13 protein-coding genes are annotated in these 18,425 nt (G+C 61.5%); 5 read left to right on the top strand and 8 right to left on the bottom strand.

Going from position 1 to position 18,425, the window contains the following annotated elements:
* The first annotated feature begins 107 nt into the window (after positions 1-107).
* Positions 108-2,105, top strand: a complete 1,998-nt coding sequence (locus F0184_RS08550) for a bifunctional metallophosphatase/5'-nucleotidase (protein WP_150495752.1) — start codon at positions 108-110, stop codon at positions 2,103-2,105.
* Positions 2,106-2,239: 134 nt separating this feature from the next.
* Here F0184_RS08550 and F0184_RS08545 read toward each other — a convergent pair whose 3' ends face one another.
* The 7 genes from F0184_RS08545 to F0184_RS08515 all read right to left on the bottom strand — a co-directional run bounded on the left by F0184_RS08545 (position 2,240) and on the right by F0184_RS08515 (position 10,466).
* Positions 2,240-3,598, bottom strand: a complete 1,359-nt coding sequence (locus F0184_RS08545) for an HD-GYP domain-containing protein (protein WP_150495751.1) — start codon at positions 3,596-3,598, stop codon at positions 2,240-2,242.
* Between the two features lie 90 nt (positions 3,599-3,688).
* Entirely contained in the window at positions 3,689-3,964 is a 276-nt protein-coding gene (locus F0184_RS08540) for a hypothetical protein (protein ID WP_150495750.1), read from the bottom strand.
* Positions 3,965-4,231: 267 nt separating this feature from the next.
* Positions 4,232-4,975 (bottom strand): endonuclease/exonuclease/phosphatase family protein, encoded by a 744-nt coding sequence (locus tag F0184_RS08535; RefSeq protein ID WP_150495749.1) that lies wholly within the window; start codon positions 4,973-4,975, stop codon positions 4,232-4,234.
* 354 nt (positions 4,976-5,329) lie between these two features.
* The gene (locus tag F0184_RS08530; RefSeq protein ID WP_150495748.1) at positions 5,330-5,905 is read right to left on the bottom strand and encodes a sarcosine oxidase subunit gamma; all 576 of its coding nucleotides are present in this window, start codon (positions 5,903-5,905) and stop codon (positions 5,330-5,332) included.
* Positions 5,898-8,897 carry a sarcosine oxidase subunit alpha family protein gene (locus F0184_RS08525; RefSeq protein ID WP_150495747.1) on the bottom strand — a complete coding sequence of 1,000 codons (3,000 nt, stop codon included), beginning with the start codon at positions 8,895-8,897 and terminating at the stop codon, positions 5,898-5,900. Before F0184_RS08525 ends, F0184_RS08530 begins: the two co-directional genes overlap by 8 nt.
* Positions 8,894-9,199, bottom strand: a complete 306-nt coding sequence (locus F0184_RS08520) for a sarcosine oxidase subunit delta (RefSeq protein ID WP_150495746.1) — start codon at positions 9,197-9,199, stop codon at positions 8,894-8,896. The genes F0184_RS08525 and F0184_RS08520 overlap by 4 nt, the downstream gene beginning before the upstream one ends.
* 13 nt (positions 9,200-9,212) lie before the next feature.
* Positions 9,213-10,466 (bottom strand): sarcosine oxidase subunit beta family protein, encoded by a 1,254-nt coding sequence (locus tag F0184_RS08515; RefSeq protein ID WP_150495745.1) that lies wholly within the window; start codon positions 10,464-10,466, stop codon positions 9,213-9,215.
* A gap of 397 nt (positions 10,467-10,863) precedes the next feature.
* On the opposite strand from F0184_RS08515, the gene F0184_RS08510 reads away from it, so the two are divergent.
* Genes F0184_RS08510 through fghA form a run of 3 tightly spaced genes read left to right on the top strand, consistent with a single transcriptional unit; the run spans position 10,864 to position 13,345 of the window.
* Positions 10,864-11,976: an S-(hydroxymethyl)glutathione dehydrogenase/class III alcohol dehydrogenase gene (locus F0184_RS08510; RefSeq protein ID WP_150495744.1), complete on the top strand. Its 1,113-nt coding sequence runs from the start codon at positions 10,864-10,866 to the stop codon at positions 11,974-11,976.
* 4 nt (positions 11,977-11,980) lie between these two features.
* Positions 11,981-12,475, top strand: a complete 495-nt coding sequence (locus F0184_RS08505; RefSeq protein ID WP_150495743.1) for a GNAT family N-acetyltransferase — start codon at positions 11,981-11,983, stop codon at positions 12,473-12,475.
* 42 nt (positions 12,476-12,517) lie between these two features.
* Positions 12,518-13,345, top strand: a complete 828-nt coding sequence (gene fghA / locus F0184_RS08500) for an S-formylglutathione hydrolase (RefSeq protein ID WP_150495742.1) — start codon at positions 12,518-12,520, stop codon at positions 13,343-13,345.
* A gap of 141 nt (positions 13,346-13,486) precedes the next feature.
* Here the strand turns inward: fghA and F0184_RS08495 are convergent, their stop codons facing one another.
* Positions 13,487-16,318: an Rne/Rng family ribonuclease gene (locus F0184_RS08495; RefSeq protein WP_150495741.1), complete on the bottom strand. Its 2,832-nt coding sequence runs from the start codon at positions 16,316-16,318 to the stop codon at positions 13,487-13,489.
* Positions 16,319-16,973: 655 nt separating this feature from the next.
* On the opposite strand from F0184_RS08495, the gene F0184_RS08490 reads away from it, so the two are divergent.
* Complete coding sequence (locus tag F0184_RS08490) at positions 16,974-18,278, top strand: N-acetylmuramoyl-L-alanine amidase (protein WP_244299067.1); 1,305 nt, start codon at positions 16,974-16,976, stop codon at positions 18,276-18,278.
* Positions 18,279-18,425: the final 147 nt, after the last annotated feature.

Raw genomic sequence — 18,425 nt, 5'->3', positions numbered from 1 at the left:
AGCGCCACCGCTGACTTAGGAAACCGCAGTTTTGTAGCCGCCCAACCATGATCAAACGCCTGTCACATGCCTGCTCTATCAGGCGGGAAACCAATCAGGAGTTTTTTATGCCTTCCTTCATTTCTCCCTCCCGCCGCGCCTTCCTCGTTGGGGCATCCGCAGCCGCCCTGACTCCAATGATTGTTTTCCGGGCCAACGCCCAGGCCGGACTTCGCGAGCTGTCCCTGACCGAAGTTGCCCCCAATCCGAAAGGCGTTGTTGAACGCGCGTTCTTGCTGACCGGCGATCCGCTTGCGGGGCCGATCGAGCGGATCGTGGCCGCCGACGGCTCGCCTGTGCCGTCTCCGGCTTTGCCTGAGGGCGAACGCCGGGTGCTGCGCATTCTGCATATCAACGATATGCACAACCATCTGACCGAGATGCATAGCAAACGAGGCGACACCCATCGGTTCAGCCAGATCGTCAAGATGGTCCGGGCTGCACGCGCATCATCGGCCGACAATGAGATCACCCTCTTTGTGTCCGCGGGCGATGATCATACAGGTTCCGTCTTCGACGAACTGATGGGCTGGTCCCCTGAGGAGTTTGTCGCCGATGCCGGCTATCGCGCCGCCTCGGCAGCGGGTTTGGACATTGCCGTACTTGGCAACCACGAATTCGACAGAGGCGCGGAGATGTTGCGCCTTGGTATTGAGCGGGATGTGACCTTCCCGGTTCTGTCTGCGAACATACATGGCTCCGCCCACATGGAACGTGATCGCGACTATCATGCAGCGGCGATTCTTGAGGCGAAGGGCCTGCGGATCGGCGTCATCGGCTTGACAACATCGGTCGATACGCGAGTTGGCACCGAGTCAGATCCTGGGCTTGCCGTGGCGAGCCCGGTGACCGCACTTGAAAACCTCATGCCGGCGGTATCCGCGGTCTCGGACGTTGTTGTGATCTTGTCCCATTGTGGTTATGGCGCGGGAAGCCATCAGAGTGGCCGCTCGGCCTTTGCCCGCCGTATCGACGACGGCGATTTCGTCTTGGCTGAACGCGCAGGTCCATTGTCGGACAAGCCGATTGTTCTTGTTGGTGGCCATACTCATACCGTTTTGAATGAGACCGGGATCAATCCCGCTAATGTCATGAACGGCGTGCTAATTACCCAGGCAAATGCCAATGGCCGGCATCTGGGTGATATAGCCATGTCGATTGCTGCGGAAAACGGTCGCCGGGGCTGGTTTACTAGCGTCTCCTTGCATCCCACCAAGCGCCGGGATGACCGTTTGGTCCCGGGCGATGACGGCTATGAAGCTGCCGAGCGGGACGAAGACTACGATCAGCAATTCGAGGCAGAGGTAATCGGGCCGATGATCGCCGCGCTGGAAGACAAAATGGCGGAAGCGATTGGCAATGTAGTCGATCCAGAGGGTCTTCTATCGCGTCATCGGACCATTTCGGATCGGTATATCCGCGAAGCTGCGCTGGCGAACTTCATGAACGACGCGCTGGTCGCGCGCTCCAGTTCATTCGCGAATGGGACGGTGGATCTTGCGCTTTTCAATGCAACAGGACTCGCTGCCGGGGTGGACGAAGGGCCATTGAGCTTCGGTGAATGGTTCGACGTGATGCCTTATGCCGACCAGGTGCATGTAGCGACGGTTACAGGTCGGGATCTGAAGGCAATGCTGGACAGCAACGCCAAGCGGATCCTGCGGCCCGAAGAAGTGGAGAGCGCGGATCTGAACGGATTTGTCTCGCGCGGGTTCCTTCACTTTTCGAGCGGACTGCGTTACGCGATCGAACTTGGTGGTTCGGCCGCGGAAGCGCGCGCAGTCAAGGTGGAGGTGCTAGGCCAGCCGTTGGAAAGTCAACTTGACAAGACTTTCTCCCTTGCGATCAACAGCTATATCCAGCTTGGCGCGTTCGGTGAGGCTTGGAACGGTGCGCCGATTTCTGGCGGCGTGGCGGGTAATATCGCAAGTCTGGACATCCGCGGTTGGTCCTACAATCACACTGGTCTGGTCTACCGCAATGAAGTCATCGCCCATATCCGTGATCTGGGCACTGTGACGCCAGAAAACGGCATTCGTCTCGATGGTCGGCTGCGCATCGCCTGAGCCGCCAATGACGTACAACGAGTGGACAGGCCCTTATGGAGCCTGTCCACCATACCGAAGGCAAACTGCGCGCCGGTTCGTGGCAAGTTGCCGGCAAGCAACGGCACAGCCGTCCGGTTCCCCGGTGAAAGGGATCAGGCCGCGTCCTTTTCCTCCCAGCCCCGGGTCGCATCTTTCAGGGCGGCAAAACACAAGGGGTCGATGGCTGTTCCAACATCGCCTTCCATGATCGACAGCGCCTTGTGAAGGGGCATGGCAGGCCGGTAGGGGCGGGCCGCGGTCAGGGCATCGAAAATGTCGGCTGCCGTCACGATCCGGGTTTCCATGGCGATTTGGCTTGCGGTCAGGCCGTCCGGATACCCCGTCCCGTCAAGCCGTTCATGATGGCCGCGCGCGATCTTGGACAAGTCCTTGAACGCGGCGATCCGGGACAGGATTTCATCCGAGAACACGGGGTGCTGACGGATCTGCCCCCATTCCACCTCGTCCAGCTTGGCCGGCTTGTCGAGGATGGCGTTGCTGACACCCAGCTTGCCGATGTCATGCAACAGCGCGGCGCGCCGGAGAAGCTGACGGTCCCGGTCGCTGTAGGCCATGCGCTCCGCGATCAGGTCTGTGAACAGGGTGACCCGTTCGCTGTGGCCGGCGGTGTAGGGGCTTTTTGAATCGATCACCGACGCAAAGCCAAGGGCGATCTCATCAAGGTGGTCTTCATCGGCAAAACGGACCAATCGCGCCGGTTCCAGGGAATAGACCGTTGCTTCAAGAGCTTCGGTGGTCAGAACCGACCAGAACACCGGGTCCGTTGCGATCCGCTCGAAGGTCGCCACAAGCTGAGGGTCGAACCAGTTGCCGGCCCGGATCCTGGCTTCCTGGCGGGCGCTGTCGGGGCCTGAATGCACTTGGAAGACGTCGATGATCTGGGCCAGCAGGGCGATCTGGGAAAACAGCGGGATCTGTGATCCTTGAAGCCCGTGCGGGCGGCCCTGCCCATTCCAGTGCTCATCCAGGCTGTATATTCCGTTGACCACAGGATCGGGAAACCGCATCTGCCGCGCGATGTCGGCACCGCGCTGGCACCGGGTTTCGATCATTTCGCTGACGATGTCTCCGCCGTTCTGCAAGATGTTGATGATCGCCCGAACCCGTTCGGCAAGGCCGTGCTTGAGCCCCGTGTGGCCGAGCACAAAACGCAGTGCGGCCGGCAAGCTGTCCGCCATCACCTTGAAATCGCGTTTGAAGGTCAGGTCGTCGGTGAGATAGAGCTCGCAGATCCGGGCCGCGTTGCTGGAGCATCCCAGATCCTTCAGCAACAAGGTGTAGTAGAGGTGCGACAAATCGGCCTCGCTCAGCCCATGGGCGCGGCCAATGTTGATGCCGATCCAGCATACACGGACACAGTGGCCTTTGGGCTGGCCTTCGGTAATGTCCAGCGCGTGGCTCAAGGCCCCAAGCAGTTCGGCAAGGCGGAGTTCTTGATAGTCGCGCAACATATGGCCGGGTTCCTCGGTTTGAAAGGCGAGGATACCAGCCGGACCGTTAACAATTGCAGTGCCCGCCAAAGGCTCTCATGGCGTGCGCGCTCAGTCTGCGAATCCCCGCCAGCGCAACAAACCGTAGAGGAGAAGCAGCAATACAATGAAGATCAGCGCGGGCGGTAGCACGAAGAACAACAGGATCGGCGTCACGTTTCCGCCGCTTCCGGAGGCGGCGATCACCAACCCCACGACGGCAAGCACAGGGACCAAGGGCACCATAGCCAGTACCCGCCACCAGCCTTGCGTGACCCAAAGCGCGATCGACTGAAGCAGCACGTAGAGGGCCGCGTAGCTTTCGAAGTGATTGAGGATATGATCCATCACGCCGCTCCGTCTTGCGGGCTCGCCGGTTCGCTTCGCCGAAACTGCCGGTTTTCGCTGCCCGGCGGATCTTTGCCCCATTGGATAACGTGTAGACGGCTTGGCGGCCTTCAACAAGCACGCCTCTTCCGCAGTGCTTTATGCGTTGACCGGATCTGCTTCAAACGGGCGGGGATCCGTGGTGAAGCCCAAGCGGCCGGCAGTGGGGGCGCTCACCGTCGAACGCTTTTTGAATGATACCACTTGGGCCGAAAAAGAGGGCCTCGCTTATTGGCAAACGCTCTCCGCCCCGGAGGAGGTACTTTGCGCCGGATGATCGGCCAGCGACAGCCGTGCCCAGATGGGCAGGTGATCCGAAGCGATCTTGGCGATTTTGGTCCGGTGCACACCGCATTCCTCCACGGAAAACTCCGGGCTTGTGATGATCCGGTCGAGGCTTGCGATCGGCAAAGGGGAAGGGAAGCTGCGGCCTGGAGTTGTCACCTCATAATGCGGACTGAATGTCTTCAGGCTCCGGCCGGTGTCCCGCCATTCGTTCAGATCGCCAACCAGAACCGTTGGCAACTGGTAGGCGTGCTCGTGAAGTTGCTGCATGACCGAGGCGACTTGGCGGCGCCGGAAAGTTGACACCACGCTCAGATGCATGGCGGCAACCCGGATCAGCGCGCCGTTCACCTTGAGGTCGGCCATGACCGCACCGCGCGGTTCGAGGGCCGGCAGTTCCAGGCGCTTGAAGTCGATGATGTTGACATCCGTGCGGGCGAGAATGGCATTGCCGTGCCATCCCAGGCTGAGCTGCCGGGTTGCCAGCGGGACAATCTTGTAGTCGGTGGTGCTGGCAATGAGTTCGGGATCAATCGTTGTTTCCCGCGGGCCGAAGCGCCGGTCTGCCTCTTGCAAGGCGACGATGTCGCAGTCCATTTCCCTCAGGACTTCTAGAATCCGTTCCGGTTTCCGGCGGGCGTCGACACCGATGCTTTTCTGGATGTTGTAGGACCCGATTTTGATCATGCGGATTGAATAGCGGGAAATGCTTTAAGGATGCTTTCTGATTGGGCATATCCCATAGCATTCCCAAACGGAAATCACACCTGGATCACGGAAAACGCGTGTGAAAAAACGCTGTCCGCAAAGCACGCTTCGAGTTTGATGACAAACGGGACGCGCCTTCCGGTCATCCCGGCCAAATGCAGGACGAGCCGGGATCGGCGAGCCACACCGTCTTTTTTTGATGAAACAAGTGTCTCGGTCACCCGGTTCCAGATTTCCGCTGCGCTGCGCCGGGGATGACGAGAGCGAGGTTCGATATTCGTCGAGAACGGCACCTGCCAGGCGCCGTTCCGGGCCCCTGATTGTTTGCTTGGCCTATGCCGCCTTCAACTCTTCCGCCGACTGGACCAGCAAACCGGTCACATAGTCCATGAAAGAGCCCCAGGCCTCGACGACAAAACTGTCCGGCCCGGTGCGCCACAGCATGATCGGGGTCTTGTGGAACAGCGTGCGGGTCACCGTTCCGACAGCGAAGGCGCTCTCGTGCAGGTCGATCGGCACGCCGGTGTTCAAGAGCCAACCCGCGCGGGGCCCGGACACCAGCACCGCGTCCTGGCGATGCGAAATATCGACCACCGAGTGGGGAACGGCGTCAAGGTGGGTTTCCAGGTCGGAGAGGATAGCCGCGAGCTGGCTTTCTGGCGCGACGAGCATCCATTCGTCTGGCCCCAACCAGAAGGCGGCCCGGTTCGCGGCGGTTTCCGCCGTGAGCGGTGTTTGGGGGATCGGTGTGCCGAAGGCCTTCGCCGCCAGAGCGAGCCCGGTCTCCCGGCAGCGCAGCGACACACGGGCGGCCGGAGCCGCTGGCATGATCGTCACATCGGGCAGCACCAGCAGCGGAGCTTGCGATGAATCGGCGGAATAGAGTTCGCTGGTCAGGATGTCAGCCATTGAGCCGCGCTCCTTCCTTGTCATAGAAGAATGGTTCGACGACCTCCACCGGGATGGCGCCGTTGGGCATGGGGATGTTCAGTGTCTCGCCGGTCAGGCGCCTTCCGTCCTTGACAAGGGCCAGGGCGATGGAGCGGCCCATGGCCGGGCTGTGATAGGCCGAAGTCACATGCCCTTCGGCGGGTGTTCCAGCCGGCGGATTGGCCAGCTTCGTCACCTGAGCGCCTTCCTCGAGAACCACTTTGGGGTCCTTGGTCAGAAGGCCGACAAGCTGCTTGCGGCCCCCGGCCACAAGATCCGGACGGGCAAGCCCGCGCTTGCCGACAAAGTCTGCCTTGTTCTTGCCGATGGCCCAGTTCATGCCGACATCGTCCGGGGTCACCGTGCCGTCGGTTTCCTGACCGACGATGATGTATCCCTTGTCGGCGCGCAGAACGTGCATGGTTTCCGTGCCGTAGATCACGCCCTCCTGCTCGGCGACGGCCTTGGCCAGCTTGTCCCAAACCATCTTGCCATGGCGTCGGGGCACGTTCACTTCAAAGCCCAGCTCGCCGGTGAAGGAAATGCGGAACAGGCGGCAGGGCACACCGCAGAACGTGCCGCTGCCCACGCTCATGTGGGGGAAGGCGTCGGCAGACAGGTCGATCCCCTCGACGAACGGGGCGATGATGTCACGCGCTTTCGGGCCTTGAACGGCGCACACCGCGTATTGCTCGGTGATGGAGGTGATCCATACATCCAGGTCCGGCCATTCGGTCTGCAGGTAGTCCTCCATCGTGGCGAAGACGTGGGCTGCACCGCCGGTGGTCGTCGTCACGTGGAAGCGGTCCTCGGCCAATCGTCCGACAACACCGTCGTCGATGATGAACCCGGCATCGTTCAGGAGAAGGCCGTAGCGGCAGCGTCCGGGCGCAAGCTTCTTCCAGGGATTGGTGTACATGCGTTCCAGGAATTCGGCCGCGTCCGGGCCGACCACCTCGATCTTGCCCAGGGTCGAAGCATCGAACAGGCCAGCGGACTTGCGCACGGTCTCGCATTCGCGCGCGACAGCCTGATGCATGTCTTCGCCATCCTTTGGCAAATACCAGGCCCGCTTCCATTGGCCGACATCCTCGAACGCGGCGTCTTGGCCAGCCACGAAATCGTGCGAGGGTGTCTTGCGGACGGGGTCGAAAAAGTCGCCGCGGGAGATGTTCGCGAAGATCCCGAAGGTTGTTGGCGTGTAGGGTTGGCGGAAGGTCGTCAGGCCCACATCCGTAACCGGTTTGTCGAGCGCCTTGGAGGCAATATCAAGCGCGTTTAGGTTCGACAATCGGCCCTGGTCGGTGGCCATGCCGGTGGTGGTGTAGCGCTTGATGTGCTCGATGGAATGCATGCCCTCGCGCACGGCCAGCTTAACGTCCTTGGCGGTCACATCATTCTGGTAATCAACGAAAGCCTTGACCTTGGAGGGGTCGCGGTCGTGGGGAAGGGCGCCGAGAATTCCGCCTTCGCCGGCATCCGCGCCGTGGGCCTGCGCCCGGGAAACGGTGCCGCTTCTGCCGATCGCCGCCTTGGCAGCGTTTTCGCCTGCCGCATAACCGTCCTCCAGTGCTGCGTTGAGACCGTAAATCCCCAGGCAGGCTCCCGCGGAGCGTTCGTTCTGGACACTCTGGCCGGGCACGAAGGTGCCGAGGCTCTCGTTCCAGACAACCTTGCCACGCGATTGGGAGTAGAGGCTCACCGTCGGCGTCCAGCCGCCCGACATCAGCAAGGCATCGCAGGCCACTTCACCGGCGGCGGCGACGCCGTTGCCCCTAAGGCGACCCAGCAGGGCCGCGGAAATGCGCTTGCGGCCGGTTGTTCCGGTCACAACACAGCCCTTTTCGACACGGATGCCGCGCGCTTTTGCGATGGATTGCAGGGCTTCGGGCGGGTTTTCGCGAACATCCGCGATTGCGGCAATCGTCACGCCATGGTCCGCCAGATCGAATGCCGCCTGCCAGGCCGTGTCGCATGCAGTGGCCACCAGTACGTTGTGGCCCACCTTGACGCCGTAGCGGTTCAGATAGGTGCGGCCGGCTTCTGCCAGCATGATGCCGGGGCGGTCATTCTCCGGAAACACCATGGGCCGTTCGATGGCGCCCGCCGCAATCACCACTTCCCTGGCGCGCACCTGCCACAAGCGCTCGCGCGGCAGCCGCGGGTCGGGTTCGGACACGTGATCCGTGATGCGCTGCGCCAGGGCCACGAAGTTCTGTGCGAAATATCCAAAGGCGGTCGTGCGCGGCAGCAAGGTGACATTGCCGTTCGCCGACAGTTTTTCCAGCGTGTCCGCAACCCACTGGGCGGGCGCAGTGCCGTCAATCGTTGCCGCTGTCTCGGTCAGCAGGGAACCGCCGAACTCGGCCTGCTCGTCGCACAGAATGACCCGTGCGCCGCTGTCCGCCGCTGCCAACGCCGCCGCAAGTCCCGCCGGACCGGATCCGATCACCAGAACATCGCAATGGGCGTAGAGATTGCCATAGGTGTCGTGATCGGGGTTCTTCGGCGGATTTCCAAGACCGGCGGCGGCCCGGATCACCGGTTCGTACACCCGGTCCCAGAACGCCTTTGGCCACATGAAGGTCTTGTAATAAAAACCGGCCGGAAACAGCGGCGAGAGCAGATCGTTGACCGCGCCGACATCAAAGCCGCGAGAGGGAAACCGGTTCTGACTGACGGTCTCCAGCCCTTCGTAGACTTCGACTTGGGTTGCCCGAAGGTTGGGGGTCTGGTCGCCCTTCCGGCAAATGCCGACAAGTGCGTTCGGCTCTTCGGAGCCGGCTGTCAGGATACCGCGGGGGCGATGATACTTGAAAGAGCGGCCGACCAGATGAATACCGTTCGCCAGAAGGGCCGAGGCGAGGGTGTCGCCGGCATGACCGCTCAGGCGCTCGCCATCGAACGTGAAAGACAGGGATGCGGCGCGGTCGATGCGGCCGCCCTTTTCAATGCGGAATGGCTGGCTCATCGTCCGGCCTCCTTGGAAAACTGGGCAGGATCCGGTTTCGGTTCGCCGGCCTTGTAAACCATCAGGAACTTGTCACTGACCGTGTCGCGCAGAGCGTTGAAAAAGCGTCCGCACCCGTGGATGTGGCGCCAGCGTTCGGCGATTACACCTTTCGGGTTCGTCCGGAGATAGAGGTATTCCGCCCATTGCTCGTCGGTCGTGGCTGACGGATCGGCAGGGCGCGCGATATGGGCTTCGCCACGGCAGGAGAATTCCAGTTCCGGGCGCTCGACACCGCAATAGGGGCATTGGATCAATAGCACGATAAATCCCTCGTCAGTGCGCAACGGCGGCCGCTGCCGCCTCGTCGATCAGGCGTCCGGTGCGGAAGCGCTCCAGTGAAAAGGGCGCCGCGATGGGATGCGGCTCGTCCTTGGCGATGGTGTGCGCGAACACATGGGCCGAGCCCGGTGTCGCCTTGAAGCCGCCGGTCCCCCAGCCGCAGTTCACGAAAAGTCCCGGGACGGGGGTCTTGGCGATGATCGGGGAGCGGTCCGGTGTGACATCCACGATGCCGCCCCAATTGCGCAGCATCCGCATCCGGCGGAACATCGGGAACAATTCGCAGATCGCGTCGATCGTATGGTTGGTGATGTGGATCCCGCCCGTCTGGCTGTAGGACACGAACTGGTCCGTGCCCGCGCCGATCACCAGTTCGCCCTTGTCGGACTGGGAGATGTAGGCATGAATCGTGTTCGACATGACCACGCACGGAAAAGCTGGCTTGACCGGTTCGGAGACCAGCGCCTGCAGCGGGTTGGATTCCAGCGGCATGCGGATACCGGCCATCTCCATCAGGACGCTCGTGTGACCGGCCGCGACGACGCCAACCTTCTTGGCCTTGATGAAGCCCTTGGCGGTGTCCACCCCTTCCACAGACCCGTCGGCGGCCCGGCGGATGCCCGTGACGGCGCAGTTCTGAATGATGTCGACGCCCAGATCATCGGCCGCGCGCGCATAGCCCCAAGCCACCGCATCGTGGCGCGCGGTGCCGCCCACCCGTTGCAGTGCGGCTCCAACAACCGGGTACCGGATGTTTTTGGAAATGTTCAGCGGCGGGCAGTATTCCTTTGCCTCTTCCGGGGTCAGCCATTCGTTTTGCACCCCGGCGAGGCGGTTGGCGTGAACGTGGCGCTTGAACACCTGGATGTCGTGAACCGTATGCGCCAGCATCATGACGCCGCGCGCGGAATACATCACGTTGTAGTTCAGATCCTGGGAAAGGCCGTCCCATAACTTGACCGAATGATTGTAGAGTGCCGCGCTCTCTTCCCACAGGTAGTTCGATCGGATGATCGTCGTGTTCCGGCCGGTGTTGCCGCCGCCCAGCCAGCCCTTTTCCAGAACGGCGATGTTGCGCAGCCCGTGTTCCTTGGCGAGATAATAGGCCGTGCCGAGCCCATGTCCCCCTGCGCCAACGATCACAATGTCATATTCCGCCTTGGGCTCCGGTGCACGCCATTGACGGCCCCAGTTCTGGTGCGCGGAAAAGGCATTCTTGGCCAATTCCAGAAACGAGTAGTGTTTCATGAAGCCGGTGCTCCAAAAGGTCCGAGGGGGGCTGCCGTGCGCGACGGATCAAGCCGGAAAATCAGGGTGCTTCATCGGGCATGCGGCAGGCAAGCGGCCGAATGGCCGCACGTCCCAAGTCTTGCGCATCATCACGATTGAAAGCTGTGCTGCCTACCGGGTTTCAGTCGCTTGTTTGCTCAAATGCGACATGTCCATGCCTCTGTCGTGTCCATGCCACCGCCTTGCCTGCCAGTTCTAGCACCGGTCAACTTGATCACCGTCCGCCGTCCGTTCCGGTTCTGACAAGGCGCCTGCCGCAAACAAGGCGGTTTCCAGAGCGCGGCCGGTTCTATATCACGATAGCTCAAACAGTTCGGGTTCACTCTTCGAAAATTCCAAAGCGGGAGGCCATTTCATGGAAACACGTGCAGCCATCGCCGTCGCAGCGGGCAAGCCGCTCGAGGTAACCACGGTCAAATTGGAAGGCCCGCGTGCCTTTGAAGTTTTGGTTGAAGTTAAAGCGACAGGTATCTGTCATACGGACGAATTCACACTATCAGGCGCGGACCCTGAAGGCTTGTTCCCAGCCATCCTGGGTCATGAGGGCGCCGGTGTTGTCGTCGAAGTGGGGCCGGGAGTGACCACTCTGAAACCTGGCGACCATGTCATTCCGCTCTACACGCCCGAATGCCGCACTTGCGAGTACTGTCTGAACCCGAAGACGAATCTCTGTCAGGCCATCCGCTCGACCCAGGGGCAGGGGCTCATGCCCGACGGGTCGTCGCGCTTCAGCACCTTGGATGGGGATCCGATCCTGCACTACATGGGAACGTCCACCTTCTCCAACTTCACGGTCGTCCCGGAGATCGCGCTTGCGAAGATCAACCCGGACGCACCATTCGACAAGGTGTGCTACATCGGCTGCGGTGTGACGACGGGCATCGGCGCCGTGATCAACACGGCGAAGGTGGAGCCAGGCTCGAGGGCGATTGTTTTCGGCCTCGGTGGCATTGGGCTGAATGTCATTCAGGGCTTGCGTCTGGTCGGCGCGGATCAGATCGTCGGTGTGGACCTCAATCCGGCGAAGAAGGATATGGCGGAACGCTTCGGTATGACCGATTTCGTCAACCCGTCCGAGGTCGAGGGAGATCTGGTGCCCTATCTGGTCAATCTGACCAAGGGTGGGGCGGATTACACCTTCGATGCAACGGGCAATGTGAACGTGATGCGCACCGCGCTGGAAGCGGCCCACAAAGGATGGGGCGAATCCATCATTATTGGAGTGGCCCCGGCCGGAGCCGAGATCTCCACGCGCCCGTTCCAGCTTGTGACCGGACGGTCCTGGCGGGGAACGGCATTCGGCGGCGCGCGCGGCCGGACCGATGTTCCGAGAATCGTGGACTGGTACATGGACGGCAAGATCGAGATCGATCCGATGATCACCCACACGATGCCCCTGGAGGAGATCAACACCGGCTTCGATCTGATGCATCGCGGGGAGTCGATCCGGTCGGTCGTGGTCTATTGAGGACATGACGGACGTCTCGATCAGGTCCGCGGAGGAGCAGGATGGCGACGGGTTGTGGGCCATTCTGCAACCGGTCTTCGCTGCCGGAGAAACCTACGCCATCGATCCGGATATCGACCGGGCCGGGGCGCTGGCCTATTGGACGGGCGGGAAAAAAAAGGTCTTCGTGGCGGAGCGGGGCGGCGGCGATCTTCTGGGAACCTACTATCTTGTCCGCAATCAGGGGGGCGGCGGCGCGCATGTGTGCAACTGCGGCTTCGTGACCGCGGCATCGGCGCAAGGGATGGGCATCGCCCGGTTGATGCTGGAACATGCTTTCGGCGCGGCGAAAGAAGGCGGGTTCGCGGCGATGCAGTTCAATTTCGTCATCTCGGCGAACACACGTGCGATCAATCTGTGGACCCGGTACGGTTTCGATACCGTCGGCCGCTTGCCGGATGCGTTTTTCCATCCACACGAGGGCTATGTCGATGCCCTCGTCATGTACCGGAAGCTGTAAGGCTTTTGAACTCTTCACCATTTGCCGATTGTGGGGCCATTCATGGATATCATCTCCGAAACCCGATGCTTCGACGGGGTCCAGGGCGTCTATATGCATGCATCGAGCGTGTGCGCCTGCGACATGACATTCGCGGTCTATCTGCCGCCGGAGGCCAAAGACGGCCCGGTCCCGTGCCTGTGGTACCTGTCCGGGCTGACCTGCACGCACGAGAACGCCATGACGAAGGCCGGCCTGCAGGCGCATGCAGCGGAACTGGGGCTGGCCATCGTGTTTCCGGACACCAGCCCGCGCGGCGACAAGGTCGCGGATGACGAGGCGTACGATCTGGGCAAAGGAGCCGGCTTTTATGTCGATGCCCGGGAAGCGCCTTGGGCGGCGCACTTCAAGATGGAGAGCTATATCGTCCGGGAATTGCGCACACTGGTTGAAGCCGAATTTCCGGTGGCCGACCGGCACGGGATCACCGGTCATTCGATGGGCGGGCATGGCGCGTTGACGCTGGCCATGAATCATCCCGATCTGTTCCAGTCGCTGTCGGCGTTCGCGCCGATCTCCAACCCGACCCGAAGCGAGTGGGGACGCAAGCAACTGGCCGCGTATCTTGGCACGAACGAAAGCCTGTGGGCCGATCACGACGCCACCGCGCTGTTGAAGACCAAGGGCTGGAAGGGCGACATCCTTGTCGATCAGGGAGCCAGTGACAAATTCCTGGATCTCCTGAACCCGGAAGCGCTTGCGTCCGCCCTCTTCGAGACCCGCACGCCGTCGGTGATCCGGATGCAGGAAGGCTATGATCATTCCTATTATTTCGTGTCGAGCTTTGGAGCTGATCACATGGCCTGGCATGCCGAGCGACTGTTCGCCTGAACCGGCCTTTATCTGGCGGATCCAAAACAAAGCCCGCGGTCCCATGGCCGCGGGCTTCGTTTTTGCCGTTCGGATCTACCAAGCCGGGCGGCGGCTCGGTCCGGGAAGAGGGCGTGTCATGAGCACCCCGCACCCGGTGTCCTAGAAGAACGAGCGGCGCTGCCACCATCCGCCGCGCTTGGGTTTGGGCGTGTCCTCTTCGCCCTCCGACGTTTGGCTGGTCAAAACCGGTTCGGCCGGTGCGGACGGTTTTTCGGGCTGCGCGGTCTCGCCCGTCTCCGTTCCGGCTTCCGAGGCGGCCGGTTGGACGGTTCCGATATCGGCCGGCGCGTCTCCGCCATCCGCCGCCGTTTCGAGCGGCGCGGTCTCCGCAGCTACGGTGTCCGCGCCCGTATCGTCCGGGCTGACGCTTTCCGGCGCCGAGGCGGGATCTTCCGCGCTGGTTTGGCCGGTTTCGGTTGCTGCATTGGCCGGTTGAAGGTCCGCGGCGACCGGTGCGTTGCCCTCTTCGGGCGTCTCTTGGTCAGCGGAGCCCTGGTCCGCTTCGGCGTCCGGCTGTGTCGCGTTTGCATCGTCAGCTTCTTCGCCGCTCGAAGCGCCCGCGGTTTCTGCAGACGTCGTGTCCGTCATGTCGCCATCGCGGCGGCCCCGCCGTCCACCCCGGCGCCCACGGCGGCGCTTGCGGCGGCGTTCATCGTCTCCCGCACGATCTTCATCGGATTCGGGTCCTTCAGCAGAGTCCGCTGCCTTCTCCACCTCGTCGTCACCAATGGTCTCGTCGCCGCTACCGTGCGCAGGGGCTGGCGATTGATCCGAGTCCTCCTGCCGGCGGCGCTTGCGTCTGCGGCGTCGTTTGCGGTCGTTCGCCCGGTCTTCGGCCCGGTCCTCGGTCCGGTCTTCGGTTTCGAGGTCCTCCTGCTCGACGATATCCGGCTGTTCGTCTTCATCTTCTGGATCGATGGTGTCGATCTGGATGGTCGGCAGCTCGGGCGCTGGAAAGCGTTCGCGGTCCACGGGATCGGCCCGTTCAAGGGCATAGAGCTGACCGTTGGCCAATTCTCCTGCCTCGATCGAGATCCCGACGGCAAAACGCCGTTCCAAATCTGAAAGATGCGGACGTTTCTGGTTGAGGATGTAAAGCGCGACGGTCGCGTTTGTCCGGATCACCAGATTGTGGGTCGCGCCCTTTAGAAGATTGTCCTCGATCGAGCGAAGAACGTGCAGAGCAACCGATTCGACAGAGCGGATCATCCCCGTGCCATTGCAGTGCGGACACGGCGTGGTTGAACTCTCCAGAACGCCGGTGCGCAGGCGCTGGCGCGACATCTCCAGAAGCCCGAAATGCGATATCCGGCCGACCTGGATCCGGGCGCGGTCATTTTTCAGGCATTCCTTCAGTTTGCGCTCGACGTTACGGTTGTTCTTGTTCTCCTCCATATCGATGAAGTCGATCACAACAAGACCGGCGAGGTCCCGAAGCCGGAGCTGGCGTGCCACTTCCTCTGCGGCCTCAAGGTTCGTCTGGAGCGCCGTGTCCTCGATATTGTGTTCCCGGGTCGACTTTCCGGAGTTCACATCGATGGAAACCAGCGCTTCCGTCTGGTTTATGACGATATAACCGCCGGATTTCAGCGTCACCTGAGGTGAGAACATGGCGTCGAGTTGCGGCTCGACCCCGTTGCGGATGAACAGCGGGGAGGGGTCGCGATAGGGCTGAACATTCTTTGCATGGCTGGGCATCAGCATGCGCATGAAGTCCTTGGCCTCTCGGTAGCCCTCGTCCCCGGCCACAAGAACCTGGTTGATGTCCTTGTTGTAAAGGTCGCGAATCGAGCGCTTGATCAGGCTACCTTCCTCATAGACGAGGCTGGGTGCGCTCGACTGAAGGGTCAGTTCGCGAACATTTTCCCAAAGGCGCATCAGGTATTCGAAATCGCGCTTGATTTCCGCCTTCGTCCGGCTGGCACCCGCGGTCCGCAAGATGACCCCCATGCCTTCCGGCACATCCAGTTCAGAAGCGATATTCTTCAAGCGCTTGCGATCGGTCGGCTGCGTGATCTTGCGCGATATGCCGCCACCTCGCGCGGTGTTGGGCATCAGCACAGAGTAACGGCCTGCCAGTGACAGGTAGGTCGTGAGGGCGGCCCCCTTGTTGCCGCGCTCTTCCTTGACAACCTGCACCAGGATCACCTGGCGCCGCTTGATGACTTCCTGGATCTTGTATTGACGGCGCAGGACCTGGCGCCGTTCCGGCACCTCTTCCATCGCGTCTTCGGCACCGACCGATTCCACATGGTCGTCGCCATCGGCATCGGCGTCCTCATCCTCGTCATCGGGCTTGCGCCGTGAGCGGGTGCGGCGGTTTCTGCGCGGTCTTGACCGGCTGTCCCTTGCCTCGCTTCCGGCTTCAACGTCCACATCGTCTTCAGCGCCGTCTTCGTCCGCGGAAGCCTCGTTGTCCCCGTCCTCTCCGGAACCGGTGTCCGCCGGTTCAGTATCTGTTTGGTTTCCGCCGCCGGTGTCTTCAGGGGAATCGGGTGTGCCCGAAGCCTCGGTGGCATCTTGGTCGGTGCCGTCCTCGACGTCGCCAGTAACGACATCATCCCGTGTTTCGTTTTTCGCCGGTTGGGATCTGCGGCGGCGTTTCGGCTTTTCATCCGCATCGCCTGCGTCGTCATTCGCACGCTCGGCCGCTTCGGCTTCGAGGAGCGCCTGCCTGTCTGCAACCGGGATTTGGTAATAGTCCGGATGGATTTCACTGAACGCCAGGAAGCCATGGCGGTTCCCGCCATACTCGACGAATGCCGCCTGGAGGGAGGGTTCGACGCGCGTGACTTTTGCTAGATAAATATTCCCGCGAAGTTGTTTCCTGTTAGCTGCCTCGAAGTCGAATTCTTCAACCCGGTTGCCACGCACCACGACCACCCGGGTTTCTTCCGGGTGGGCCGCGTCGATCAGCATTTTGTTTGCCATTGATGAGAGTCTCCACGGCAACGCACGTGGGTGCGCCTTCGATGCGCCCACCGACTGCTTCGGTAGCGGTTGCCGAACGTGTTTTAAGAAAAAGAATGGGATCCGTGGCCGGCGCGGACTGATGATCGAAGGCAGCCGCCGCACGGGCGGGGCAAGCCGGTTTGTCGATCATCATGTGCATCGCGCGGGTCCTTCGAAGGGCGGCACAGGCCCCAAGTGTAAGCTCGTTGTTTCGTTAGTGAGGCAGCGTACTGGACAAAACCAGCGGGCCGCCGCTCACGCCATGGACCGTCCCGCCTTCACTGGCGCTCATTCCGTGCTGTCTTGAAGAACAGAGAATCAGTGCCGCTCGGCGGTGTCCGATCCTGCAGCCGGACCGGCGCCGTAACGCGGGGGGCCGGGGGGAGAGCAGACGGCCTCAAGTCTGCGAAAAATTCCCCGCGGACCAACCTCGACGAGATGGCATGTGGAAAGTTACACTCAAAGCCATCCGGGCCGATACCGGAACAGGATCTAAATCCGTAAGCTACTTGTACGACCCGCCGCACGGCAATGCAAGCAATGTGAAGGGCACAAAACAATTTACCCTATTGGCGCTTTTGGATTAGACAGTCTGCCAAGAGCAAGTTCTGGCACATGATCCCGGGACCACGGCATGGTGGTGATGACATCCATTTTCAGTCGATTGGGCGTCGCGATCCGGCGCTGCACGGTGCGCGCCATTCTGCCGGCTTTCCTGGCAATGCTCGGGCTGTTTGTGCTCGCTCCGGAAACGCTTGCGGAGCCCGCCGGAGGCGCCTTCGAGAAACTGCCAAGGGTTTCCGGGGCCCGCGTGGCGGGGGATGAAGTGCGGACGCGATTCGTCCTGGATCTCGACGCTGAAGTTGTACCCGCCATCTCGGCCCTTCCCGACCCCTATAGGCTTATCATCGATTTTCCCGAACTCGATTTCGATTTGCCCCCCGAAGCGGGCATGGCCGGCCGCGGGCTGGTGTCGGCCTGGCGGTACGGAGTGTTTGCGGAAGGCAAGTCGAGGATCGTTCTCGACGTCAATGGTCCGGTGGCGCTGGACAAGACGTTTCTTCTTCCTGCGATCGACGACCAGCCGGTCCGCTTGGTGGTGGATATCGTCACAGCCACGCGGAATGATTTCCTTTCCTTTGCGGAGGAAACGCGCCAGCTGCGCCACAAGCGTGCGGCGGAAAACCTCGGGAAAGGCGACAGAATGCCAGCCAAGCCGGAACGTGACCGGCCACTCGTGGTTCTGGACCCCGGACACGGGGGAATCGATGCGGGAGCGGTCGGGGTTGGCGGCACCCTGGAAAAGGCGGTTGTGCTCGATTTCTCCAGACTGCTGCGGGAGAAGCTGGAAGCGACGGGACGCTATGAGGTGAAGATGACCCGCGAGGATGACACGTTCATCCCCTTGAACGAGCGGGTTCAGTTCGGTCACGACACCGCCGCAGATCTGTTTATTTCGGTTCATGCCGATTCGGTGCGGCAGGGCCGGACCGTGGTTCGTGGCGCCTCCGTCTACACGCTGTCGGACCGCGCATCGGATGCCCTTGCCCAGGAACTTGCCGAGCGGGAAAACCGGTCCGACATCATCGCCGGGGTTGAACTGGTCACGAAGACCGATGAGGTCACCGACATTCTGGTCGACCTTGCACGCCGCGAAACCCGAAATTTTTCCGTCCACTTCGCGCGCACTTTGGTCGCGGAACTCGAAAGCGCCGTTCAGCTCATTAAGAATCCGCATCGCTCCGCCGGTTTCCAGGTATTGAGGGCGCACGATGTCCCGTCCGTCCTGCTCGAGCTTGGCTATTTGTCGAACGAGCATGACGAGAAGCTGCTGGTCTCCAATGCCTGGCGCGAGCGGATGGCCAATGCCATTGTGGCGGCCGTCGATGGGTTCTTCCGTCCACGCTTTGCCCGCGAGGGGATCCAGGCGGTCCAGTGAAGCAACGTCAACGCCGGTCAACTGGCGAAATCCGCTTGGGGGTTTGCCATGTGCCTCAGCATCGCCATAATGGTCTAGGAAGAGAGCCTGGAGCGTTGGGAATGCACCGAATGGTGCCGTGACTGTCCCAGATATGTTATACAGTGC

It is taken from the genome of Roseibium aquae (assembly GCF_008711285.1).
GTDB lineage: Bacteria > Pseudomonadota > Alphaproteobacteria > Rhizobiales > Stappiaceae > Roseibium > Roseibium aquae.
The sequence above is the reverse complement of the archived record's forward strand: the minus strand, read 5'-3'. Positions and strand labels throughout refer to the sequence as shown.